At 43.7% G+C, this 22,576-nt stretch carries 21 protein-coding genes; 5 read left to right on the top strand and 16 right to left on the bottom strand.

The window, feature by feature from the left end; translation table 11 throughout:
- Nucleotides 1-242: 242 nt before the first annotated feature.
- On the top strand, nucleotides 243-1,199 hold the full coding sequence (locus tag C6Y39_RS11905; RefSeq protein ID WP_105930038.1) for an IS110 family RNA-guided transposase: 957 nt from the start codon (nucleotides 243-245) through the stop codon (nucleotides 1,197-1,199).
- A gap of 29 nt (nucleotides 1,200-1,228) precedes the next feature.
- On the opposite strand, the gene C6Y39_RS11900 is transcribed toward C6Y39_RS11905, so the two are convergent.
- The 6 genes from C6Y39_RS11900 to cysK form a co-directional block, all read right to left on the bottom strand.
- Nucleotides 1,229-1,576: a hypothetical protein gene (locus C6Y39_RS11900; protein ID WP_105931438.1), complete on the bottom strand. Its 348-nt coding sequence runs from the start codon at nucleotides 1,574-1,576 to the stop codon at nucleotides 1,229-1,231.
- Nucleotides 1,577-1,706: 130 nt separating this feature from the next.
- Nucleotides 1,707-2,063: a DUF2750 domain-containing protein gene (locus C6Y39_RS11895; RefSeq protein ID WP_105931437.1), complete on the bottom strand. Its 357-nt coding sequence runs from the start codon at nucleotides 2,061-2,063 to the stop codon at nucleotides 1,707-1,709.
- A gap of 127 nt (nucleotides 2,064-2,190) precedes the next feature.
- Nucleotides 2,191-2,595: a hypothetical protein gene (locus tag C6Y39_RS11890; protein WP_105931436.1), complete on the bottom strand. Its 405-nt coding sequence runs from the start codon at nucleotides 2,593-2,595 to the stop codon at nucleotides 2,191-2,193.
- A 126-nt stretch (nucleotides 2,596-2,721) separates the two neighbouring features.
- Nucleotides 2,722-3,051, bottom strand: a complete 330-nt coding sequence (locus C6Y39_RS11885; RefSeq protein WP_146128602.1) for a hypothetical protein — start codon at nucleotides 3,049-3,051, stop codon at nucleotides 2,722-2,724.
- Between the two features lie 633 nt (nucleotides 3,052-3,684).
- Nucleotides 3,685-4,143 (bottom strand): nuclear transport factor 2 family protein, encoded by a 459-nt coding sequence (locus tag C6Y39_RS11880; protein WP_105931434.1) that lies wholly within the window; start codon nucleotides 4,141-4,143, stop codon nucleotides 3,685-3,687.
- Nucleotides 4,144-4,388: 245 nt separating this feature from the next.
- Nucleotides 4,389-5,354 (bottom strand): cysteine synthase A, encoded by a 966-nt coding sequence (gene cysK, locus C6Y39_RS11875; RefSeq protein ID WP_105931433.1) that lies wholly within the window; start codon nucleotides 5,352-5,354, stop codon nucleotides 4,389-4,391.
- Between the two features lie 270 nt (nucleotides 5,355-5,624).
- On the opposite strand from cysK, the gene C6Y39_RS11870 reads away from it, so the two are divergent.
- The 3 genes from C6Y39_RS11870 to C6Y39_RS11860 all read left to right on the top strand — a co-directional run bounded on the left by C6Y39_RS11870 (nucleotide 5,625) and on the right by C6Y39_RS11860 (nucleotide 8,690).
- Nucleotides 5,625-6,461 carry an AAA family ATPase gene (locus C6Y39_RS11870; protein WP_105931432.1) on the top strand — a complete coding sequence of 279 codons (837 nt, stop codon included), beginning with the start codon at nucleotides 5,625-5,627 and terminating at the stop codon, nucleotides 6,459-6,461.
- Entirely contained in the window at nucleotides 6,461-7,642 is a 1,182-nt protein-coding gene (locus tag C6Y39_RS11865) for a vWA domain-containing protein (protein WP_105931431.1), read from the top strand. The genes C6Y39_RS11870 and C6Y39_RS11865 overlap by 1 nt, the downstream gene beginning before the upstream one ends.
- Before the next feature lie 208 nt (nucleotides 7,643-7,850).
- Entirely contained in the window at nucleotides 7,851-8,690 is an 840-nt protein-coding gene (locus tag C6Y39_RS11860) for a nucleotidyltransferase family protein (protein ID WP_105931430.1), read from the top strand.
- 27 nt (nucleotides 8,691-8,717) lie between these two features.
- On the opposite strand, the gene C6Y39_RS11855 is transcribed toward C6Y39_RS11860, so the two are convergent.
- The 9 genes from C6Y39_RS11855 to cmoA all read right to left on the bottom strand — a co-directional run bounded on the left by C6Y39_RS11855 (nucleotide 8,718) and on the right by cmoA (nucleotide 18,901).
- Nucleotides 8,718-10,091, bottom strand: a complete 1,374-nt coding sequence (locus C6Y39_RS11855; protein ID WP_105931429.1) for an MATE family efflux transporter — start codon at nucleotides 10,089-10,091, stop codon at nucleotides 8,718-8,720.
- Between the two features lie 125 nt (nucleotides 10,092-10,216).
- Complete coding sequence (moeA, locus tag C6Y39_RS11850; protein WP_105931428.1) at nucleotides 10,217-11,437, bottom strand: molybdopterin molybdotransferase MoeA; 1,221 nt, start codon at nucleotides 11,435-11,437, stop codon at nucleotides 10,217-10,219.
- A 151-nt stretch (nucleotides 11,438-11,588) separates the two neighbouring features.
- On the bottom strand, nucleotides 11,589-12,269 hold the full coding sequence (locus C6Y39_RS11845; protein ID WP_105931427.1) for a phosphoglycolate phosphatase: 681 nt from the start codon (nucleotides 12,267-12,269) through the stop codon (nucleotides 11,589-11,591).
- Nucleotides 12,270-12,349: 80 nt separating this feature from the next.
- A complete protein-coding gene (locus tag C6Y39_RS11840) occupies nucleotides 12,350-14,104 on the bottom strand; it encodes a sugar phosphorylase (RefSeq protein WP_105931426.1) in 1,755 nt (584 codons plus the stop codon).
- Between the two features lie 5 nt (nucleotides 14,105-14,109).
- The gene (locus C6Y39_RS11835; RefSeq protein WP_105931425.1) at nucleotides 14,110-15,333 is read right to left on the bottom strand and encodes a glycosyltransferase family protein; all 1,224 of its coding nucleotides are present in this window, start codon (nucleotides 15,331-15,333) and stop codon (nucleotides 14,110-14,112) included.
- A gap of 12 nt (nucleotides 15,334-15,345) precedes the next feature.
- A complete protein-coding gene (locus C6Y39_RS11830; RefSeq protein WP_105931424.1) occupies nucleotides 15,346-16,155 on the bottom strand; it encodes an HAD-IIB family hydrolase in 810 nt (269 codons plus the stop codon).
- Complete coding sequence (locus C6Y39_RS11825) at nucleotides 16,152-17,024, bottom strand: kinase (RefSeq protein ID WP_105931423.1); 873 nt, start codon at nucleotides 17,022-17,024, stop codon at nucleotides 16,152-16,154. Before C6Y39_RS11825 ends, C6Y39_RS11830 begins: the two co-directional genes overlap by 4 nt.
- Before the next feature lie 95 nt (nucleotides 17,025-17,119).
- The gene (gene cmoB, locus C6Y39_RS11820) at nucleotides 17,120-18,118 is read right to left on the bottom strand and encodes a tRNA 5-methoxyuridine(34)/uridine 5-oxyacetic acid(34) synthase CmoB (RefSeq protein WP_105931489.1); all 999 of its coding nucleotides are present in this window, start codon (nucleotides 18,116-18,118) and stop codon (nucleotides 17,120-17,122) included.
- A gap of 51 nt (nucleotides 18,119-18,169) precedes the next feature.
- A complete protein-coding gene (cmoA, locus tag C6Y39_RS11815; protein ID WP_105931422.1) occupies nucleotides 18,170-18,901 on the bottom strand; it encodes a carboxy-S-adenosyl-L-methionine synthase CmoA in 732 nt (243 codons plus the stop codon).
- Nucleotides 18,902-19,074: 173 nt separating this feature from the next.
- Between cmoA and C6Y39_RS11810 the strand changes: the two genes are divergently transcribed.
- Nucleotides 19,075-19,710 carry a response regulator transcription factor gene (locus C6Y39_RS11810; protein ID WP_105931421.1) on the top strand — a complete coding sequence of 212 codons (636 nt, stop codon included), beginning with the start codon at nucleotides 19,075-19,077 and terminating at the stop codon, nucleotides 19,708-19,710.
- 97 nt (nucleotides 19,711-19,807) lie between these two features.
- Here C6Y39_RS11810 and fadE read toward each other — a convergent pair whose 3' ends face one another.
- On the bottom strand, nucleotides 19,808-22,270 hold the full coding sequence (fadE, locus tag C6Y39_RS11805; RefSeq protein WP_105931420.1) for an acyl-CoA dehydrogenase FadE: 2,463 nt from the start codon (nucleotides 22,268-22,270) through the stop codon (nucleotides 19,808-19,810).
- Between the last annotated feature and the right edge of the window lie 306 nt (nucleotides 22,271-22,576).

Raw genomic sequence — 22,576 nt, 5'->3', positions numbered from 1 at the left:
ACTTAATTTTTTTGTATGGATAATTACCCACCTAACTTAAATCCTTTTTCATCAATTTCGGGTAATGTGAGACCCAGGCTTTAGCAGCAACTAAAGCTTTCTATTTGGCAGTTCGATTAATTTTTGGCTCCTCAATTGAGAGACCGATAACAAGAAAGAACGCCTCATAGGACTCCAAGCACCACACTCGAATAGTCTACTGGGTCTCGAACCCGCATTATGCAAGCAAGAGTCAGCTTATTATGAACACTATTACAAAGCAAAAAATTAACGTTGGGGTAGATACTGGCAAATCACAGCTTGATATTTACATACGGCCTTTGGATATCTTTTTCTGTGTAGAAAACAATGAAAGAGGGATAAAAGAAGCGATTGTCGAACTCAAGAAATATCAGCCCGAAAGAATAGTTGTTGAAGCGACGGGCAGATTAGAAATGCCTTTTGCAATGGCGTGCGCTGAGGCAAAACTTCCATTTGTCATTGCCCATCCAGTTCACATAAAACGATTTGCTGGTGCGATAGGGCGGCGAGCTAAAACTGACAAGCTCGACGCTAAACTAATAGCGCACTTTAGTGAGGTGATAAAACCTGACTTAACTCAGCTGAAGCCAAAAGCCATGCGCGCTATGAGCGATTTAGTCACGCGTCGTAATCAACTCCTTTCCATGCAAACAATGGAAAAAAATAGAATTCAAATCATGCCCAAAGACCTTGCGATGACGATAAAACCGATATTAACGGCTTTGGGTAATCAGATAAAAAAGGTCGAAGAAAAAATCCTGAAGATGATTGAGTTGACGCCGGAATTTAAAGCGAAAGATCAACTGCTTCAAAGCATGAATGGTGTTGGAAAAGTCGCAGCTGCGTCAATAATAAGTAATCTACCTGAGCTTGGTTATATGACGAACAAACAAGCAGCAGCCTTAGTTGGTGTTGCACCGATGAGCAAAGAAAGTGGGCGGTATAAAGGGCATCGGAAAATACAAGGTGGCCGTCACCAAGTAAGAACAGTACTCTTTATGGCTGTGATGTCGGCGATTCAATCAAACCCTGTATTTAAATCTTATTACGGTAAGTTAGTAAGCGCAGGAAAGCCTAAAAAGGTGGCTTTGATTGCCTGTGTGAGAAAGATGGTAATAGTACTGAATTCAATGTTGAGAGATGGTGTGATGTGGGAAGCGCCAAAGGCTTTAAATTAACTATTGACGCCATAGTCTCTTGTTAGGTGCTATGGCGCAAAAACAACAAATGCAGCCCTAACAAAAACAATGAAAACACCATAGCCGAGAATTGAAATAGAGCGTCTACGGCGTTTAGGTAGGAGCTCTTTTACAATAACTGAATCATCTTTTTTTAAAGACGCTCCCCATATGAGAAACCAGTATACACTGAGCGCATAAGAGCTATCACCGATTTGAACGGTGGCATTATGTCTAGGCCAGAACCAAAAGTACTTAGAGTAAGCAACAGTATCGCCTACCTTAACTTCAAACTTTGTAGTGAAGCGATCGTACGATACGCCAACCTTATTATCAGCTACGATGTGGCGATGTTTATGAAATCTTTCGAAGCTCATATCCCTGTAGCACCTAACTTTTAAATAAGGGGCGCAGGCATGTGGGCTAAAATCCGAACGAAGTGAGCAGCCCACATGTTTGCGTCCCAGCCCGCGCAGCGGGCGAGCTTGATTTTTTTGTTAGGTGACATTACCCAAATGCCTCTATTTGCTTAACTAGTATTGATGCTGGAATGTCTATGCCGGTCAGATTTTTGCCAGAAAGATTTACTCCCACTACTTTCTCATCATCCTGTAGGATAGGTAAGAAGTCCTCCTTAAATTGTGCCCAGCTAACATTTCGTGCTTCTACGTCTCCGAGCAGTTCAGGATTCAGTTTTTTAAGCCTATCGATTCTAGATTTGGAAGACCACAGGGGCAAAGATACTTTGTTGTCACCAACATCAAACTCTAAGAGTATTTCGTTTGGTAGGCAACCAAACCAAACTATTTGAGTCGCTGCGACTTCTTCGTAAAATTTGTTTGCTTGTGTGACGCCTGCTGACATTTCCTTGTCTCCTAACTTTTAAATAAGGGGCGCAGGCATGTGGGGCATAATGGCGAAGCCGCCCCGCATGTATGCGTCCCAGCGAACGCAGTGAGTGACTTAATTTTGTTGTTAGCTCGCTTTCTGATTAATCCCACCATAGTAGCAACTTATTGTTTATAACATCACTTTCTGGATTAAAGGCCATGCCTTGGTTAGTAGCTTCTTGATTCGCAATATTCAATATTGCTTCCCTTTCGCTTTGCGTAGTAGGTAAAGATATTTCTAAAGCGTTTGCGTAGGGTCCACCTTCTTGTTGGATTCGGTTGTTACTGTCATAGATAGCACTCTTGGAAATAGTCACTTTAACTGCTCCAATGCTATACAGGTTTTCGACAAAACTAATAGCGTCCTGCGTACTAGCAAATCTATTTCCTGCAAGAGCGTGCTTGTTGTTATTTGATATGAGCCATTCACGAGCCTCGGGTGACTTTGGATAGATGAAATAAGCTATCGCTGCCAGAACGAAAACGAGTAAAAAAATTTTAAACACTTCAACAATCCTTTGAGAGCTAACACCCGCATAACGGGCAAAAATACGTAGGCTATAATAACGAGCGAAGCGAGGGAGCCTACGTGTTTTTGTCCCCAGCGAGCGCAGCGAGTGTTAATGCGTTTGTTATGTTTGTCCCCGTAACACCATATGAACTGGTATTCCCGAGATAAACAAGAGCAAAAAAGCAAAAGCACTTAAAAAATGAATAAAGCTGGCTTTTTTGGGATCTGTCATATACCAGACAGGCAGTAACGCTGCAGCTTGATACAAAAAAGCTAAGCCCATACCAAGCGTCTCTGTGACAACGCCAGATTTGAAGTATTCAAAAAGTCCCAAAACTACACAATAAGTACCATTCATCACAAGTAATATGGATGCGATTACGTATAGCCGTCTAATTCTTTTGCGAAGTAATTTTGACCACAAATCAAAGAAAGATTTCAAAAATTCCATAGGAAAACATAACGCTAAGCTTTGGGGCGCTAGCACGTGGGCTAAAATCCGAACGAAGTGAGCCAGCCCACGTGTTAGCGTCCCAGCGACCGAAGGGAGTGCCAACAGCGTTTTGTTAGGCGTACAGTTGAAAGTACGCAGCTTTGCTGCCACCACTAGCCAAATAGACCGCGTGTTTAAATAATTGAAATTAAGATAAAACAACCTTGTGCGAAATGCCAGATGTTAAGGGTAATGCTGGATAAAAGAGCGAGTTTAGAAGACTGGTGATGTTGAATGTTGGCGTTTCGGTGTTGATAAAAAGCGCGTTGCTAAAGTGGTTAAAACAACTGAGAAAGCTAGCCGCGAAGACGGCCTAGCGAAACAACCTTGATGCTGGAATGTCACGTCTGAACCTACACTTTAATGCTGTAAGTAAATGACGCCTAACAATTTAGTATACGGAAAAAATCCTTTATGCAAGGCGGAAATAATCCGTATATCAATTTAGGGTGATACCAAAATATCACCCTAAAATAATATTTTAACGAACAGATACAATAATTAAGGCGTCAAATACGGAAACTATCCTTTTTATTTTTGCGTGCCCCAAATAGTACGTATGCTGTATAAATAAACAGTTTCTTCGTGTAGCTATAGATAGGCGTCTGGGTGGATTTTATTTACCTTCCACTCACCATCTTCTTTAATCAGGTCTAAGCTACGTAAGTCTTCTACTTTGTCACCGTTATAGTTGCCGCTAAGAAAAACGGTGATCGTTGATTTCTCAGAGAACTCACTTCGACCAACTTGGCCAGCGCTTTGTGGGGTTACTGTAACAGTGTCGTACTTTAAATTAAGTAGATGTCGTTGTACGTTGTTATTTGTATGATATCTGGTCAAAATTCGCGACATTTTTTCACTTGAAAGGCGAATGGCTCTGTCGAGGTTATCGTCTTCGTAAACGCTTTTAAGGAACATCACGGTTGTATATTCGGGTGTGCTTTCATCAAGCATTCCGTATCTACCTATTCCCTCTTCTTTTTCACCGCAGGCAGATAGCATCAAAACTGTAAAAAGCCCTGTAAGGGCGTACCACATACGCGTTTTCATTTGGATTACCTTAATTTTAAGAGTTCCGTTTCTTATTGATAGTTTTATATCCCATTGAAGTCAACACACCTTGTACTTCAATTACTCTCATGTTGATTATTCACAACATTCAGTTAAAAAGCAAAGTTGAAAGAAGGGGCGAGCGCTAAATTATTAAGAGCAGAGTAGGGAGGAATAGAACAAAACGTAAGATATAAAAAAGCGAGGCATTGAGCCTCGCTTATCAAATACAACTGCAGTTGGGTTTACTGAACTTCTTCTTGCTCGTCGAAGGCACCAGCAAACAGTGGGCTGCTTAAATAACGCTCTGTTCCGCTTGCTAACAATACAACAACAATTTTGTCTTTGTTCTCAGGGCGTTCAGCAAAGCGTTTTGCTGCAACAACTGCTGCACCTGACGAAATACCCGCAAGAATACCTTCATCGGTCATAAGTTTGCGCGCCATTTCCATACACTCTTCGTTTGAAACCTGTTCAACTTCATCAATTAAACTTAGATCTAGGTTACCAGGAATGAAACCAGCGCCAATGCCTTGGATTTTGTGTGGTCCAGGAGTTAACTCCTCACCAGCAAGGGCCTGCGTGATAACTGGCGAGTCTGTCGGTTCTACAGCCACTGAAGTAATAGCTTTACCTTTGGTATTTTTAAGATAACGACTAACTCCGGTAATAGTACCGCCCGTACCTACACCCGCTACGAACGCGTCAACTTTACCATCGGTATCTTCCCAGATTTCTGGGCCCGTAGTTTTTTCATGGATGGCTGGGTTAGCCGGGTTGTCGAATTGTTGTAGCAATACGTATTTATCTGGGTCTGATGCCACAATTTCTTGTGCAGCGGCAACCGCACCTTTCATACCCTTCGGCGCTTCAGTAAGAACTAGGTTTGCACCCAATGCTTTTAACAGCTTACGACGCTCTAAACTCATGCTGCTAGGCATTGTAAGCGTAAGCTTGTAGCCGCGAGAGGCTGCAACAAAGGCTAAGGCAATACCTGTATTGCCACTTGTAGGCTCTACAATTTCTTTGCCTTCGGTTAAAACACCGCGCTTTTCTGCATCCCAAATCATGTTAGCACCGATGCGGCATTTAACACTGAAACTTGGGTTGCGCGACTCGATTTTTGCGTAAACATTACCTGATGTTACGCGATTCAATTTTACTAGCGGCGTGCGGCCAATAGATAGGGAGTGGTCGTCAAATACGTTCATTATAAATCTTTACCTCGTTCCTGATTTAAAGGAAACCCCTTCTGTCGTGATCTGTACGACCTTTTTAGTAGTTAATAATTCAACGCCTGTGATAGTTAATAATTCACAGCCTAAATTAGGGGAATTCGTTATACCCCTATATCATTGGTCCCAATTATAAAAATGCAAAGTGCTTTTTAGCTATATGTTATATCGATGGGAAATCATATGAAGCCCTTGATATCATAGCTAAACTAGCAAAGACGAAAAATTAAACGGAGTACAACAATAATGGCTTTCAGTGGCACGTCTAATTATATCGCAACCAAAGATTTACAGTTGGCTGTAAATGCAGCTATCACGCTTGAGCGCCCGCTTTTAATCAAGGGCGAACCCGGTACGGGCAAAACCATGCTTGCAGAGGAATTGGCCGAGAGCCTGGGAACCGAGCTAATTCAGTGGCACATCAAGTCGACCACAAAAGCGCAGCAAGGTTTGTATGAATATGATGCAGTATCTCGCCTTCGCGACTCTCAATTAGGTGATGACCGCGTACACGATATCGGCAACTACATCGTAAAAGGTAAGTTGTGGGAAGCGTTTAGTGCAGAAAAGCGCCCGGTACTATTGATTGATGAAATTGATAAAGCTGACATTGAGTTTCCTAACGACTTGCTTTTAGAACTCGATAAGATGGAATTCTTTGTGTACGAAACACAGGAGCGTGTTGTTGCGAAACAGCGTCCTATTGTTATCATCACGTCGAACAATGAAAAAGAACTGCCAGACGCATTCTTACGCCGCTGTTTTTTCCACTATATTCAGTTTCCGAATCCAGATGACATGCAAGAAATTGTGAATGTGCATTTCCCTGATCTAAAGAAGAAGCTGCTTGATGAAGCGTTAAAAGCTTTCTTCGAGATTCGCGATGTCCCAGGACTTAAAAAGAAACCTTCTACGTCAGAACTCATCGATTGGTTAAAGTTGCTTGTTGCTGAAGATATTCCATCAGAAGCGCTCCATTCAAAAGACGGTAAAGCAGCAATACCCCCACTGTACGGCGCTTTACTTAAAAATGAGCAAGACATTCATTTGTTTGAAAAACTGGTCTTTATGGCGCGTCGCTAATGCTTATTCAGTTTTTTTATACACTGCGAAAATATCAGGTTAAAACCACGCTGCGCGAGTTGCTGGATTTGCTTAGTGCGCTTGAAAAGCACGTGGTGTATGCCGATATCGAAGCCTTCTATAGTTTGTCACGAACCATAATGGTAAAAGACGAAACCAAGTACGATAAGTTCGACAGGGCGTTTGCGGAGTATTTTGAAGGTGTCGAATCTGTCGATTTGTTTGGCAAAGACATTCCTGAGGAATGGCTGCGTAAGGAAATAGAAAAAAATTTAAGCCCAGAAGAGCGCGAGGCACTGCGTAAAGCAGGCGGTCTAGACGAACTGATGGAAACGCTCAAAAAGCGCTTGGAAGAACAAGAGAAACGACATCAGGGTGGCAACAAGTGGGTTGGTACCGGCGGAACCTCTCCTTTTGGGGCCTATGGCGACAACCCCGAGGGCGTGAGAATTGGTCAGAAGGGTAATAGGAAGTTTTCCGCGGCTAAAGTATGGGATAAACGGGAGTTTAAAAACCTGAGTTCAGATGTGGAATTGGGTACCCGTAACATTAAAGTGGCCTTGAGAAAGTTGCGTAAGTTTGCCCGCACGGGTGCCAGTGAACAGCTTGACGTGCATACCACCATCGGTGAAACCGCTAAAAAAGGCGGTTTGCTTGATATCCATATGGCCCCTGAGCGTCACAACGCGGTAAAGGTACTGATGTTTTTTGATGTGGGAGGCTCTATGGACCCTCACGTTAAGAGCACCCAAGAACTTTTTTCAGCAGTGCAGACCGAGTTTAAGTACTTAGAGTACTTTTATTTTCACAACTGCGTGTATGAAGAGGTGTGGAAAGATAACCTTCGTCGCAACAAAGAGCGCATTCCAATTTGGGATATCATTCACCGCTACGGTAAAGACTATAAAGTTATCTTTGTTGGCGACGCTACCATGGGGCCGTATGAAATTACGTATCCTGGTGGCAGTGTAGAGCATTGGAACGAAGAGCCGGGCAGTGTATGGATGCAGCGTATATTGAATCATTTCAATAATGCCGTATGGCTCAACCCTCAGCCTGAAAACTATTGGCCTTATTATTCGTCAGTCAAAATAATGCGAGAAATAATGGAAGACCGAATGTACGGGCTCACTCTCGAGGGGTTAACGGCGGCTATTAAAGGGCTTAGCCGAAGTCGTTGATTTGTGCTTTTATGATAAGAGCTCGTGTGAAAAAGCGCCGTGAGTTTGCCACAATTAAGCTGTAGCGTATTAACAGCTTGCATGTGGCTTTTACTTTCTAGCACTATCCACGTTTGAAAAAAACGCCCGCACAGGGCGCTTTTTATAAGTAATTCCCAGTCATGCTTTATGACCGCAGTTAAACTAAACATTAAAGGGTGCGTAAACGTTGCATACTGAAAGCTATCATTTGGCATTTTTATTACTTGCCGGCGGTCGAAGTGCGCGTTACGGAGGGAATAAACTTTTATCTGAGCACCCTGAATCAAATCTACCTCTCGTTGAGCACAGTCTACGTGTGCTTTTAAATGCGAAAACGGCACATACAAATACGCAAGTCATCAATTGCGAAGCCACGGTTTCTAAAGTAAGTCATAAAGGTTTATTCGATAAAACGAATCAGGTTACCCTAGTTGCGGGCAAATGGCATGAAAGTTTAGAAACACAGCTAAGCCACTGTCCTGTTAACCTTGTACACAATACACAATGGGAAGAGGGGATTGCGTCTAGTATTCGTTTTGGTTTGCAGCATATTTTATCTGTATCCTGTTCGGTTTCTGAGACAATAGCGCCAAAATCAAATGGCGATAACCACAGCGGCTTACACGGTGCAGAACACGCGAGCCGTACCTACTCGCCAAGCCACTTGCTCATTTCTTTGGCAGACTTACCGTGTTTAACAGAGCAGGATTTAGCACACTTGATCCAAGCGTCGCAAAATAACCCTGATAAAATTGTGTGCTGTGAATGGACAGCTAAAAACAGAGGAAACGAAACTCTGAATGGTTCAGAGGCACGGCTTACGGTACCGGCCATATTTCCTAAGGTTTTATTCAGCGAGCTTTTTACGCTTGAGGGAGACACAGGCGCTAAACCCATTATCAGAAAATACATGAAAAAGGGGAAAGTCGTTGCGATTCCTACGCCCAATGCCCAGTTTGATATAGATATACCACAAGACTGGGTCAATGTAGCAATGCCAGGATATCGAGCCACTCATGAAGACTAACCGATAACGCTTAATGAAAGTTATCGGCTAAAGTGCCCTTAATCTTGCCGCATTACTAGGGCGCTGAATATAAAGCAAACGAGCGCCTAACATAACGGCCGCTGCGCTCAGCCCCACTATAAAACCAATCCAAAACCCTGCGGCAGCCATTGGCTCTGCCGTTATCCAGTTCGTTCTTCCCAAAATCACACCGGTTGGCAAGCCAATCAGCCAGTATGAGATAAACGTAATAATAAACATGGCCGTGGTATCTTTATAGCCTCGCAGCGCGTTAGCCGAAATAACTTGAACCGCATCTGACAACTGGAATAGGGCTGCATAAATAAGCAGTGCATTGGCTAACGTGTAAACTGCTTCATCGCTAGTGTATAAGCCTATGATGAATCCTTTCGCTAAAAGAGTAAAACTAGCGGTACATGCGGCTGTGCAAAAGCCAATGAGAATAGCTGCACGAGCTGCGATCTGAGCCTGACGTTGATTGTTTTGGCCTATTCGATACCCTATGCGGATAGCCGCGGCCATGCCCATACTCATAGGAAACATGAACATGAGCGCTGAGAAGTTCAGCGCAACTTGGTGTGCAGCCACCGTTGTTGCCCCAAAAGGTGCAAGTAATAATGCCACCACTGAAAATAGCGTCACTTCAAATAAAATGGTCATAGCGATAGGCAATCCCATTTTAAATGTTCGACTTATGGTCACCATGTTGGGTTTATACATTTGCCCAAACAAGTTGTATTTCTCAAGCGCAGGAGCGAAGCGTACATAAATAATGGTAGCGATAAGCATAGTGTAAATAACAATGGCTGTCGCTATGCCGCAACCTGCTCCCCCCATGGCGGGGATCGGTCCTACGCCATAAATGAAAAGATAATTACCCACTACGTTTGCCATAAGTCCGATGACGGTAATGATCATGGTTGGCTTTGTTTTACCTAATCCCTCGCAATAGTTCCTAAGCCATTGATAAAGGGCAAACCCAGGCATGGCAAACAGTACATAAAGCACATAGTCTACGGTAATGCTAAATAGCGCTGGCGCCATTGGGAATAGTGCAACAATGCTCTCGGTAAATGGTATTAACCCTGCAATCACTAATCCTACGAAGAACACCAAGTAGCCAGCCTGTTGACTGGCATCGGCAATGCCGCTTAAATTTTTATTACCCTGTAGACGAGATATGATGGGAGGTAGGGCTAAAGCGATACCCTGAATAAAGCATAGCAATGGCACGGTAATGCTAAAACCGAGCGCTACGGCTGCCATATCCGTTGCGCTGTAGCGTCCAGCCATAATGGTATCGCTAACACCCATCAGCATTTGCGTTATTTGCGCCACCAGCAATGGCCACGCGAGTTTTAAAATGTCTCGACCTTCTAGTAGAAAGCGTTTTTTAATCACGACAATCTGTCTCTTTACTATTTGCCAAACTACAGGGAGTAATCTGTAAGGCGTATTAACGTTTTTAGCTATCAGCCAAAAGCGAGGAAATGTGAGTTATTCTATGTTGTTAAATCTTTCCCAGGCTAAAAGTGAAGAGGCATAACTTCAACTTTGTCGCCTACCTGTAATTCACTGACATCCTCGGGCACAACCATTAAGCAATTTGCTGACGTAATAGAGGTCATCACACCCGAACTTTGGGATTTGAAGGGGGTTACTTCCCAATCGCCGCACTCATTTTTAACCATGGTTGCGCGCTGAAAATCTCGGCGTCCGGCACGACGATTAAGTGTGGTTGTGATAGTAGCGCTCACAGAAAATGGCGTGTAGGCGTCTAATTGTCCCTGCATTTTCTTGATAATTGGCACCACAAGCAATTTGGCAGTTACGAATGACGACACAGGATTACCAGGAAGGCCACAAAATAACGTGTTGTTTATTTTGCCTAAAGCGAAAGGTTTGCCTGGCTTTACCGCTATTTTCCAAAAATCTATGGCGCCTAATTCTGCAATAATATCCTTTACATAGTCTGCGTCGCCAACGGATACGCCTCCGCTACTTACCATTACATCCACCCGTGAGCTTGCATCGGTAAATAATTTACGTAAAGAGAGCTCGTCGTCTTCCACAATACCAAAATCAATGAGCTCTACATTTTCGCCTTGTAAGATGCTACTTACACCCACGCGGTTTGATTCATAAATTTGAGTATCTGCACGTGCTAAGCCTGGCGCAGCTAATTCCGACCCTGTAGCTACAACGCCAACGCGAAGCTTTCGTATAACGTCTACCGTATTTTTACCCTGTGAAGATAGCAACATTAGGTGCTCAGCGTGTATGCGCGTTCCCTTTTTTACGAGCGTGTCGCCGCGAGCTATATCATTCGCCTTTTTGCGAATATTTTCTTGTGCGATAGGGCGTTTGTTTATCACCACTGCGCCCTCGGATTCAGAGGTGTTTTCTATCATTACAACCGCGTTAGCATTTTTAGGAACGGGCGCTCCCGTCATAATTTTGAATGCTTTACCGGGTTGAAGGGGAGTATCTGCGCGCATGCCTGCAGTAATAACACCCTGTACTTCCAGCTTTAATGCAGCCGTTTGTTCCAGTTCTTCAGTGTTAACGGCATAACCGTCCATCGCAGAATTATCCCATGGTGGTACGTCTACATTTGCAACAACATCTTGCGCCAAAATGCGATTATGTGCGTCAAAAATACTCACTTGTTCAACGTCGGTTATTGCTTTGGCAGCGTCCAACGCTTTTGTGAGGGCTTCTTCTAGCGAAAGCCATTTAGATGACATACCAAAAACTCCATGAAATTGTTTAACAGGCGGATATTACAGAAAAAAACGCTTTATACCAAAAGTTAACGTGTGAAATTAAATATAGTCAGCTGGCTAATGGCGACGTTTGCTCGGTAAATTTTTGAAAAGTTGTTAAACGTTCAGTGCGTTAATGACTCAGGCTTAAAATGTCCAATATTTTGCCGATGTCATCAATCACCCAGTCAGGATGGAAAATTGAAATGTCTTGCCCATAATTGTAGCCATAAGTAAGGCCAATACTTTTCATATTGGCCGCTTTAGCTGCAAGAATATCGTTTTTAGAATCTCCTACCATCACGCATTGAGAGGGTGACACGTTAAGCACTTCACATACGTGTAAAAGGGGAAGCGGAGACGGCTTCTTTTCTTCAAGTGAGTCGCCACCAATACATAGGTCGAATAAGTGATTAATGCTGAAACTTTCGAGAATAGCGGGAACAAATGCTTTCGGCTTGTTTGTTACCAGAGCGAGATTAAATCCATTTTGTTTTAGCGTGTGCAAGGTATCGCTTACATTAGGATAGAGGGTTGAAGCGTCACAAACATATTTTTCATAGTGACGAAGGAAGACCTCAAGCGCGTTGTTTAGGTAAGTCTCTGGAATAGAATTATCAACCTCATGGCTGCCAGATAGCCCTCTATGCACAAGCATTTTTGCGCCATTGCCCACCCAGCCTCTAATCTCAGGTAAGGAGAATTGAGCTTCGCCTAATTCAGCAAGCGTGAGGTTTAACGATGTCGCCAAATCCGGTGCCGAATCTACCAATGTGCCGTCAAGGTCAAATAAAAATGTATTAATATCGCGCATGGCAAATGTGCATTTTGAAATGAGACGTTAATCATAACACCGCAGTATCCTTACCGCGGTATAAAAGTTAGTCAGTTGATTTATTCAAAATCTTGGTTACTGATCCAAAGAACTTGGTATGGTTTCATTTGTAAAAAACCGCTTGAAAGCGCTATTTCATCGCGAGTGATGAGATCTATCCAATTATCAGTGCCTATTAAGTTAATATCGGATAACAGAATCGTTTGCTCTTCATCACTGATATTGCTAATGCAGAATATGCTTTGTTTCCGGTCTAAACTCTGACGCCAGTAGCCGAAGATTTGGTTTCCTAACTGTAGCGTAAACTGCGTTGCATTGGGGTGAAATGCTGGCTGCGCTTTACGGATGCGGATCAATTGAGAAATACGGGTCAAGACTTTGTGATGCTGAGAGAACGGAGAATCTAGCAATGCCTCTAGTTCATCAAAGTGCCAGCGCTTCCTATTGATAGAGCGATTTTGCCCGGTATTAGCCACTTTTTCATAGTCATTAGAGGTACCCAATAAGCTATGAATATAGATACCAGGAATTCCCTCCATGCCCAACATAATGGCATGAGCGCAAATAAAGCGGTCGACCTGATATTTGTCAGGGCCTTTTATCGTGCCTTGAAGCGCATCAAACAAGGTGATGTTGATTTCGTATGGTTTCTGTTGACCGTGCTCAGAGGCGCGCCACGATACCTTTCCACCAAAATGCTGCATAGCGTGAACTAAATCAGATATTTCCTCATCGCTTAGCAAACCCTCAGCGGGTCGAAGACCAATCCCATCATGCGAAGCTATAAAGTTGAAATATGCGGTACCGTTTTGAGCGGGTGGCATACTCATCATCCAGTTTTTAAGATAGGTGCAGTCTCCGCTAACCAGCGTATTAACCAGCAGTGGGGGAAGGGAAAAATTATAGATAGCATGGGCTTCGTTTGCATTACCGAAATAGGTGAGGTTTTCCCTGTTAGGAATATTAGTTTCAGTAATGATTATGATTGACGGGTCAACATGCTCTATCAACGTTCTTATCAAACGGATGACTTCGTGGGTTTGAAACAGGTTAATGCAGCTAGTGCCGACAATTTTCCATAAAAATGCCACCGCATCTAAACGAAATATTTTGGCGCCCTTATCAATGTAAAGTTTGATAATGTCGATGAACGCTAAAAGTACCTTTGGATTTCTAAAATCAAAATCTACCTGATCGTGACTAAAGGTACACCAAACATGCTTGGTTCCCTCTGCTGTCTCTGTTTCGCGCAGTAGAGGGGACACTCGTGGACGTGTCACCATAGACAAGTCATCAGCTGGGTCCGCTGTAAAGAAAAAATCAGACCCAGGCCCTTGGCCTTTTATAAAATTATCGAACCAAGCGCTTCGTGCTGAACAGTGATTTATCACTAAGTCTGTCATGAGGCCATAGTCTTTAGCTATGGCTTCAATATCATCCCAAGTACCTAGTGCTTCATTTACTGTTGAATAATCGATAACCGAGAATCCATCGTCCGAGCTATAGGGAAAGAAAGGGAGGATATGCACGTTATTTACGGTGTTCTTGCAATAACGATGCAAAAACTTGTTCAGCGTAACAAGAGGGCGTTCGTTTTCGTCAATAATGCTATCACCATAGGTGATCATGACAATGTCGTCTTCATCCCAGTAGTTATGGTGCGATTTAGGGGAAGCTATGTCGGTTTGTTGTTGAATACCTATCGTATTTAATAACTGAGTGGCTAGCGTCTCATACGAGACGTCTAGCGCTACATCGGCATAAATGCTTTCTAAATGGTGCTTTACTTTGTCATGGAGGTGCTCCCATGCCATATTACTTACTCCATAAATTCTGCAGTATCAGCTTCAACCGCTTCTAACAATCTTTCTAAAATATCGGGTACCGCACTGGTCACGCGATTCCAACTTGGAATAAAGGGCGTTTCCATAGGATTTTCTAAGAAGTTTTGACCCGCTTTCATAATATTGCTGGCAAACATCTCGACCGCTTTTTCTTCACTGTGAATGTCTAAGTTCAAGCCGTTCATAACTGCATCGTTGTGATAGGTTTCAATAAAGTCTAGCGCAATACGGAAATAGGTCGCTTTGATAGAGCGGAACATTTCATTGCTGAACGTGTAGCCTTGGGTCGCCAATTTACGGAATATCGCTTTCGTAATGTCTATAGACATTTTAGATAAGCCGCCTTGGTCGTTATTAAGCGAAAGATCTTGATGCTTGTGATCATAGATATCGCAAATATCGGCCTGACAAAGACGATTGTGTGAATAGTTGCGGTGCATCTCTGAAAGTACACCAATTTCCAAACCCCAGTCGCTTGGAATGCGAATATCGTTTAATACATCGCGTCTAAACGAGAACTCACCGGCCAGTGGATAGCGAAAACTGTCCATAAACTCTAAGTATTCATTGTCACCCATGATGCGCTTAAGGGCGCGCAATAGTGGCGTAACAAGAAGACGAGATACACGGCCGTTAATTTTGCCATTAGCTACGCGGGCGTAATAACCTTTACAAAACTCGTAGTTAAACATTGGATTTGCGACAGGGTAGATAAGCTTTGCCAACAGGTCTTTGTTGTAGGTAACAATATCGCAATCGTGCAGTGCTACCGATTCGGCGCGGTTTGACGCGAGTACATAGCCCATGCAGTACCATACATTACGGCCTTTACCTAACTCTTTTGGCGCTAAGCCCTGTGCCTGAAGCTCCTCGTCTAGCGCTTTAAGTCGCGGTCCATCATTCCAAAGTATTCTGTGGTGCTGAGGCAGTTTGCCAAAAAACTTAAGTGCGTGTTTGTACTGATCTTGATTTGCACGGTCAAGGCCAATAACAATCTCTGACAAATAGGGAACGTTTGTTAACTCATTGACAATATGGGGAAGTGCGTCACCTTCTAGTTCAGAAAAAAGTGAAGGAAGAATAAGTGCCATTGGGCGCTTTTGAGAAAACTGTAGCAGTTCGGCTTCAAGCTCTTCGGTGGGACGACGAGCCAAGTTATGTAACGTAGTAACCACACCATTTTGATAAAAATCAGCCATGTGTCCTCCTGATCATAGGGATAATAATTGAGTAAGCATTTCGTTCCAGCCTTCAGGGCCGGTTAGGGTGCTGGTATAGACCTCTTCTTTTTTTACTGCAGGTGGAGGATTTACCGGTGATAAAATGCGGATTGGAACGTGCGCTGCTTCAAGCATCGCTACGTCGTTTTTACCGTCGCCAAGGGCGATTGTTTTAACTTTCGTAATATGTTGTTTTTGGTATTCGTTGGCCAGCCACTTAAGTGCTTGGCCTTTATCACAATTACCTGAAATATGGATAAAGCGGCCGCCTTCCAGAGGAAATGCGCCTCGGTCTTTGACAACTTTTAGAAAGCGTTCTTTCTCTTCGTCCGTGCCAAGCCATAAAACAGGTTCGCCAAACTGACGCTTTGCAGCGAGCGATGCTGATAGTTCGTCTAACCCTGTGCAATCTTGGATTTCTTGGACCGACATTTTAGAAAACTGTTTGTACTTGCCGTCAAACTCACTACCCATTTTTTCCAGCAGTTTAATCCAGTAGTTTTTATTGGAAATAAATGCTTTGCACCAGTAGCCATCAATCCAAATTGTGCCAGTGGGCTTTTGCTTGAAGAAACCGTGCGGAATAAAAACAGCGGCGCCATTTTCAATAATGAATGGCCCATCAAGACCAATCTTCTCCCGCAATGGTTGTAGCTCTGCAAATGTCTTACTGGTAGTGGGTATAACGGGGATATCTTTTTCTTCTAATGCCGTCAAAGCCGGTTTCGCCGCCTCAAAAGAGTAGGTATGGTGGTCTAACAGCGTGCCGTCCATATCGGTGAAAACAAGCGTTTTCGTCATTGTTTTACGTCCTGTTCAGTTATTGTTCTTTTTTCATCAAGGTAGAACACCGTGTCGCACTTTTCAGGCAAGTACTGCAACGCGTGCTCCGTGATGCGCTGGTAGTGTTGCACAAAGTTTGCCACTTCTTCGTCAGACATTACCCCGTCTCTTTCTTTCAAGGCTTTGGCTGCAAGTTTATGTTCTTGTTCTAGCCTCCATTGATACACACAATCAAAGCTAGGTGCTTTTAGCATAATACGATAGTCGATTTTCTCGAATAACGTTTGGTAATCACCAGCAAGTTCTGTGTTTACAAAGGAACGCCAGATTGCTAAAGGGTCTTCAACTTCTTCTAAGTGGTTGATTGGCTTTTTAATTTCGGAATTCGACTGTGGGATGGCACCCACGCACCAGCCCTCAAGTATGATGAAGTCAGGTTTAACTTCTATGACAGGCCATTGTTCTTGAGGGAAGGGGTTATCCGTTGCTTTATTAAAACGAGGAAGCAGCGATCGCGCGCCTTTATCTAAACTACGAAATGTATTTAGCGCCAAAGTAACGTCATGTGTTCCCGGCACGCCTCGGGTCTTCAGAAGCGGATGGACTTTTATCGCGAGCGCGTTTCGTTGGCTTTGGTCAAAATAGAAATCGTCGATAGACAGCGAAACTACCCGTTTTCCATGAACAGACGAGAGGTAGGCTTCAATAAAACTGGTTAGCGTAGATTTCCCAGAACCTTGGCTACCATTAATGCCAACAATAAGGGGGCTGCTTGCCCCTTTTTGGTGCTCAATTAGCCGTTCGCATAATGGTTTGAACCATTGTTGTGCAATTTCTGCATAACTACTTGGCAATTGATGCGTAGTTAAAAAGCCATGTATATCCATATTGTTACCTCAATCAATGCAGAATTCACACTTTCAATAGTAAGTGAGGTAACAACAATTGTGCCAATAGCGTTATTGAATATGGATGTTAGTTTCTACTTCTTGTTTGCAACAATAACGGCTCGTTGTGGTGCAGGGTAACCCTCTATGGTGCGAGTAATATCTTCCGGATCGAGAAAATCTTTCAAAGATTGGGTGTCCATCCAAGGTGTTGACCGCTGTTCGTCAAGCGTAGTGTGATTAACATCTACGACACGGATGTTTTCAAATCCCAACCGGCTTAACCATACAGAAAGAGCGTCCGTACTTGGCAAGAACCATACATTCCTCATTTGAGCGTAGCGTTCCCCGGCCATCAGCACCGTATTCTCATCACCGTCTACTACTAGCGTTTCAAGAACGAGCTCTCCGCCTTTTCGCAATTGGTCCTTTAATTGTTGTAAAAAAGCTATTGGGTCTTTTCGATGGTATAACACGCCCATAGAAAAAACCGTGTCGAAGGCTTTAAGTGGTTGCATGCCCTCAATGCCCATGGGAAGGAAGTGTATATTTTCACAAGGTGCATCGGTGTTACGAACAAAGTGTTTTATTGCGTGAAATTGAATGAGAAACAGTTGTGTGGGATCGACACCAATAACTCTGCTTGCGCCTTCACCGAGCATACGCCACATGTGATAACCACTACCACAGCCAACATCCAATACACTTCTGTTTTTAAGCGATGCAATGTGTGGTGATACACGATCCCACTTCCAGTCAGAACGCCATTCTGTATCGATATGTATATCATGGAGGTGAAAGGGACCTTTCCTCCACGGCATAAATTGCTTCAAAAGACCTTCTATCTGTTTCTTCGTGTATTCATCAACATCGCCATGACTACCAATGGAAACGGACGATGTAAGGTCAATGTGGCTAGGCGATGTCTTTGGAAGTTTGTTTAGTAACCGACACCACTTGTCAAACTCTCCGTGTTTAGCCGTTCGCTGCCATGAATCCATTAACGAAGGTAGCGTCTGTAGCCAGTGTGAAAGTGGGCTGTCTATTAACGACTTATAACACTCGTTAAACCAAATCTGTTCAAGTTTAGTCATGGTTATCTCTATATATTTATTGAAGCTTTGCTTGAGGACTATTGGCAGCACTTAAGCTTTTATGGCAACCATTGATGTGAAGTTATAGCACTTGTACCACATGACAACATCGGAAAAGCCGACCTTTTTCAAGCGCGTTTCATGTTCATTGAACGTATCAGTGAGCATGACTTTTTCCAGTGCCGCTCGCTTTTGGCTTACCTCTAATTCACTGTATCCATTATCTCGCTTGAACTGATGGTGCAAGTCTACAAGCAACTCATTACCGGCGAGGGAAGGGTGGCGAATTTTCTCAGACAACACGAGCATACCACCAGGGTTCAAGCCATCGAAAATGCGTTGAAGAAGAGCTTCACGATCGGCGGGTGGAATAAACTGGAGGGTGAAGTTCATAATAACCAATGAGGCGTTTTGAATATCAATATTTTGTGCAAAATCATGTTGGATGTGTATAGGATTCGGAAGTGTAAACGTCTGCACAACACGCTTGCAGCGCTCAACCATCGCTTCTGACGCATCGACACCGATTATTTTGCATGACGCAGCGTTAACCGCTCTTGACACCGATAAGCTTGCAGCACCAAGGCTACATCCGAGATCATAAACCATCGAGTTAGGCGTTACCGCGACTTTAGCCAGTTCTCCGATAGTATGGACGATGGTTTCATATCCTGGCACAGAACGTTGAATCATGTCGGGAAAAACATCAACGACAGACTCGTCAAACTTAAAGTCGTCTACTTTACTGAGTGCCTTAGCGTATATATTGTCGTGCTTCTTCACTGATTGTCTTCACTTGCCTAATTTGAGGCGCAATTTTACCGTTTGACGCGCAAATGCCAATGAAAAACACTAAATTAGTCATAAATTACGTGTTTTTGTAGATTAGGGCTTTTCGTAACTATTCTAAAGTATTAATCTATGGACATAATGAGAATAAGGAAGTAGTAACGCTAATGACGAGAATTCTAGTAGCAGATGATCATCCATTGTTTCGCGAGGCACTGAGCGGCGCATTGGAGCCTTACTTTGAGAATGCGCAAATAATTCAAGCCGGAAGCTTAGATGATGCAGTGTCAAAGCTTAAAGAGTTCGATGGCATAGAATTAGTGCTTCTCGACCTAAATATGCCTGGCGGCGAATATTTCAACGGTCTTATTACGCTCCGTGAGCAATATCCGTCCATTCCAGTTGGGGTTATCTCAGGAAGCGACACTGTTGAGGTAGTTGCACAAGTAATGAGTTTGGGTGCTCAAGGTTTTATTCCGAAAGTGTCTGAAACCCGCGAAATTGCCCAAGCCATCGTTGATATGATCGGCGGTAAGAAATGGCTTCCACAAGGCATGGAAGAACAGTTGGAAAAGGTCGATGACGAGCTTAAATTGCTGCTTCAGCGCTTCCGCGAGCTAACACCTAAGCAAATTCAGGTGCTTTCTTACTTGCGAGCAGGGCTTATGAATAAGCAAATTGCTCATGAAATGAATGTTACAGAAGCAACAATAAAAGCGCACATCAGTGCAATTTTACGTAAGTTAGAAATTAACACGCGTACACAGGCAGTGCTGCTTATGGACAAACTTCAGCTAAGCTAAGCCAAACGTTGCGTACTAAAAAAACCGGGTTATTGACCCGGTTTTTTTGTTTTACGAAAAAAGGCCGCTAATGCGGCCTTTGGTCTTAAGCGTTAAACTAAGCAGCTTTTCCACCTCGCTTCTTAGTAGCAGTTGAAGAGTTTATTTTCGCTACTAACTCTTCATGGTCAAAATCATCAACGTTGATGGTGCGAAGTCTGCCAGCTTCTGTTTTACGAAGCAGGGCCGCTTCATCTTCGTTAATAACTTCTTCTGCAAGTGCTTCGTCAGCCAGCACGTCTAAACGAGTGAATGGAAGTTTAGCTTTCTTGTGCTTGCAGATGCGCTCAAAGATAGGTTCACTCGCCAATACATCGTCAAGCGTCTGTTCTAGGTCGCCGAATAAGCTTCCATCTTCACGGCTTAGGTACTGACCATAGCCTAAACGACTACGCGCTGTTGACGGTGTTTGAAGCATTTGAGCAATGGCGTGCTCTGTTTTATCAGAAGGCTTGCCAATACGACGACCAAACGGGATAACCATCACACGCATTGCCGCAGCAATAGCACGATTAGGGAAGTTCGCTAAGAAATCGTCAATTGCCGTCTCAATGTCATGCAATGTGGTTTGCATTGCCCAATGAAGAAGTGGCAAATCTTCTTTCAAACGACCATCTTCGTCGAAACGCTTAAGCGTTGTGCTGCCCATGTAAAGACCACTTAGGATGTCACCTAAACGTGCTGACAATCGTTCACGACGCTTTAAATCGCCCCCAAGTACGCCCATAGAAACATCAGTTAACAGTGCTAAGTTAGCGCTGTAGCCTTGAAGCAGCTTGTAATAACGAGCCGTTTCATCGGTAAAAGGTGCACTGCTAAATGCGCCATTAGTTAACGAGAACCAGATGCTGCGAACTGTGTTAGCTACAGCAAAGCCAATATGGCCAAATACGGCTTTATCAAACGCTTGCAGCGCTTCTTTTTTGTCTTCAATAGACGCAGCCTGAATTTCTTTAAGCACGAAAGGGTGGCAGCGCATTGCGCCTTGACCGAATATCATCATATTACGGGTTAGAATGTTTGCACCCTCAACCGTAATAGAAATGGGGACACCCTGATAACCGCGGCCAAGGTAGTTATTTGGCCCAAGCATTACGCCTTTACCGCCGTGAACATCCATCGAGTCGTTGATTACTTGACGCATTTTCTCGGTTAAGTGGTACTTACAGATTGCTGAGATTACAGAAGGTTTCTCGCCAAGATCAACACCAACAGTTGAAAAGCGCGTTACACCGTCCATCAGGTAAGCATTACCACCAATACGGGCTAGCATTTCTTCAACACCTTCCATATGGCCTACCGGCATACGGAATTGACGGCGAATGCGCGCATAGGCACCGGTAGCAAGTGATACTGATTTCGCGCCACCTGCTGCCGAAGAGGGAAGTGTAATGCAACGACCAACAGACAAACACTCCATAAGCATGCGCCAACCGCGGCCTGCCATTTTAGGGCCACCAATGATGAAGTCGATAGGTACGAATATTTCTTCACCTTTGATCGGACCATTTTGGAAAGGGGTATTAAGAGGGAAGTGACGACGGCCAATTTCTAGACCTTTAGTGTCTCTTGGAATAAGTGCGCAGGTAATGCCTGGCTCTTTATCGTCACCTAATAGACCATCAGGGTCTTGAAGTTTGAACGCAAGGCCGATGACCGTAGCTACAGGAGCAAGGGTAATGTAACGCTTGCTGAATGTTAAGCGCATGCCCAACACTTCTTCACCTTCCCATTCGCCTTTACACACAACACCAACATCAGGTATTGCGCCAGCATCCGAGCCTGCTTCAGGCCCAGTCAAAGCGAAACAAGGAATTTCTTCACCAGCGGCAAGGCGCGGAAGATAATGGTCTTGCTGTTCTTTTGTTCCGTAGTGCTGAAGAAGTTCGCCAGGCCCTAAAGAGTTTGGAACACCAACAGTGCTAGATAGTACCGCGCTTACGCCTGCAAGTTTTTGTAATACACGTGATTGTGCGTACGCTGAAAACTCAAGACCGCCGTACTCTTTTTTGATGATCATGGCGAAAAACTTGTGTTCTTTCAAGAACTGCCAAATTTCAGGAGGAAGATCCTGATCTTTATGGTTAATTTGCCACTCGTCAACCATAGAGCAAACTTCGTCACATGGACCGTCTAGAAAAGCTTGTTCTTCGGCAGTCAGTCGACCTTTGGGGATACGATGTAATTTGTCCCAGTCTGGTTTACCGCTGAAGATATCGCCGTCCCACCATACGGTACCAGCGTCGATAGCTTCTTGCTCTGTGCTCGACATTTCTGGCATAACTTTGCGGTAGAAGGCAAGCAGCTTCTTAGAGATGTGCTGCTGTCTGATATTTGCAAGTGTGAATGGCAGCGTTAAAGCAAGAAACACTACCCAACCAAGCAGGCCGATGTCACCGAAAAGGGTGCCTAAAATCATAACACCTGCGCCCATGGCAACTGCCGTTACCAAACTGGTACGCTGATAGCTAGCAACCGCTAGTGTCAGAACAACCAGTAAAAACCATATAAAATCTGCCATACTTCACTCCTGAAAGGCGTTGAACGTTACGCTAGTCATTTTAATCACTCTACCAATCACCGTTTTGTCTTAGCAAATATCGAGGTCAGACCAGCATGCTGTAAACCTATTATTTAACAGTGCAAAGATCAAGATTTTTACATGAATATTCTATTAACAACGTGATAAATAGTAGGCTTTAACCGAGGACCTTAACTAAGTATAGTTATAAATTCTTTTAACTTTATGAATTATTGTTATAGGGCCACATTACCATTTTGGTGACATGGCTTCAGCGAAAAAAAACGCGCCGACTGGGAAGTAACG

Source organism: Alteromonas gracilis, assembly GCF_002993325.1.
Classification (GTDB): domain Bacteria; phylum Pseudomonadota; class Gammaproteobacteria; order Enterobacterales; family Alteromonadaceae; genus Alteromonas; species Alteromonas gracilis.
This window is presented reverse-complemented; position numbering and strand designations above follow the sequence as displayed.

Bases quoted from the DNA above. Each gene is read 5' to 3' on its own strand.
- C6Y39_RS11880 (WP_105931434.1), bottom strand. From the start codon at position 4,143: ATGAAAACGCGTATGTGGTACGCCCTTACAGGGCTTTTTACAGTTTTG.
- C6Y39_RS11870 (WP_105931432.1), top strand. From the start codon at position 5,625: ATGGCTTTCAGTGGCACGTCTAATTATATCGCAACCAAAGATTTACAG.
- C6Y39_RS11835 (WP_105931425.1), bottom strand. From the start codon at position 15,333: ATGGCTGATTTTTATCAAAATGGTGTGGTTACTACGTTACATAACTTG.
- cmoB (WP_105931489.1), bottom strand. From the start codon at position 18,118: ATGACTAAACTTGAACAGATTTGGTTTAACGAGTGTTATAAGTCGTTA.
- C6Y39_RS11810 (WP_105931421.1), top strand. From the start codon at position 19,075: ATGACGAGAATTCTAGTAGCAGATGATCATCCATTGTTTCGCGAGGCA.
- C6Y39_RS11830 (WP_105931424.1), bottom strand. From the start codon at position 16,155: ATGACGAAAACGCTTGTTTTCACCGATATGGACGGCACGCTGTTAGAC.
- C6Y39_RS11895 (WP_105931437.1), bottom strand. From the start codon at position 2,063: ATGTCAGCAGGCGTCACACAAGCAAACAAATTTTACGAAGAAGTCGCA.
- C6Y39_RS11825 (WP_105931423.1), bottom strand. From the start codon at position 17,024: ATGGATATACATGGCTTTTTAACTACGCATCAATTGCCAAGTAGTTAT.
- C6Y39_RS11900 (WP_105931438.1), bottom strand. From the start codon at position 1,576: ATGAGCTTCGAAAGATTTCATAAACATCGCCACATCGTAGCTGATAAT.
- fadE (WP_105931420.1), bottom strand. From the start codon at position 22,270: ATGGCAGATTTTATATGGTTTTTACTGGTTGTTCTGACACTAGCGGTT.
- C6Y39_RS11885 (WP_146128602.1), bottom strand. From the start codon at position 3,051: ATGGAATTTTTGAAATCTTTCTTTGATTTGTGGTCAAAATTACTTCGC.
- moeA (WP_105931428.1), bottom strand. From the start codon at position 11,437: ATGTCATCTAAATGGCTTTCGCTAGAAGAAGCCCTCACAAAAGCGTTG.
- C6Y39_RS11840 (WP_105931426.1), bottom strand. From the start codon at position 14,104: ATGGCATGGGAGCACCTCCATGACAAAGTAAAGCACCATTTAGAAAGC.
- C6Y39_RS11905 (WP_105930038.1), top strand. From the start codon at position 243: ATGAACACTATTACAAAGCAAAAAATTAACGTTGGGGTAGATACTGGC.
- cysK (WP_105931433.1), bottom strand. From the start codon at position 5,354: ATGAACGTATTTGACGACCACTCCCTATCTATTGGCCGCACGCCGCTA.
- C6Y39_RS11865 (WP_105931431.1), top strand. From the start codon at position 6,461: ATGCTTATTCAGTTTTTTTATACACTGCGAAAATATCAGGTTAAAACC.
- C6Y39_RS11845 (WP_105931427.1), bottom strand. From the start codon at position 12,269: ATGCGCGATATTAATACATTTTTATTTGACCTTGACGGCACATTGGTA.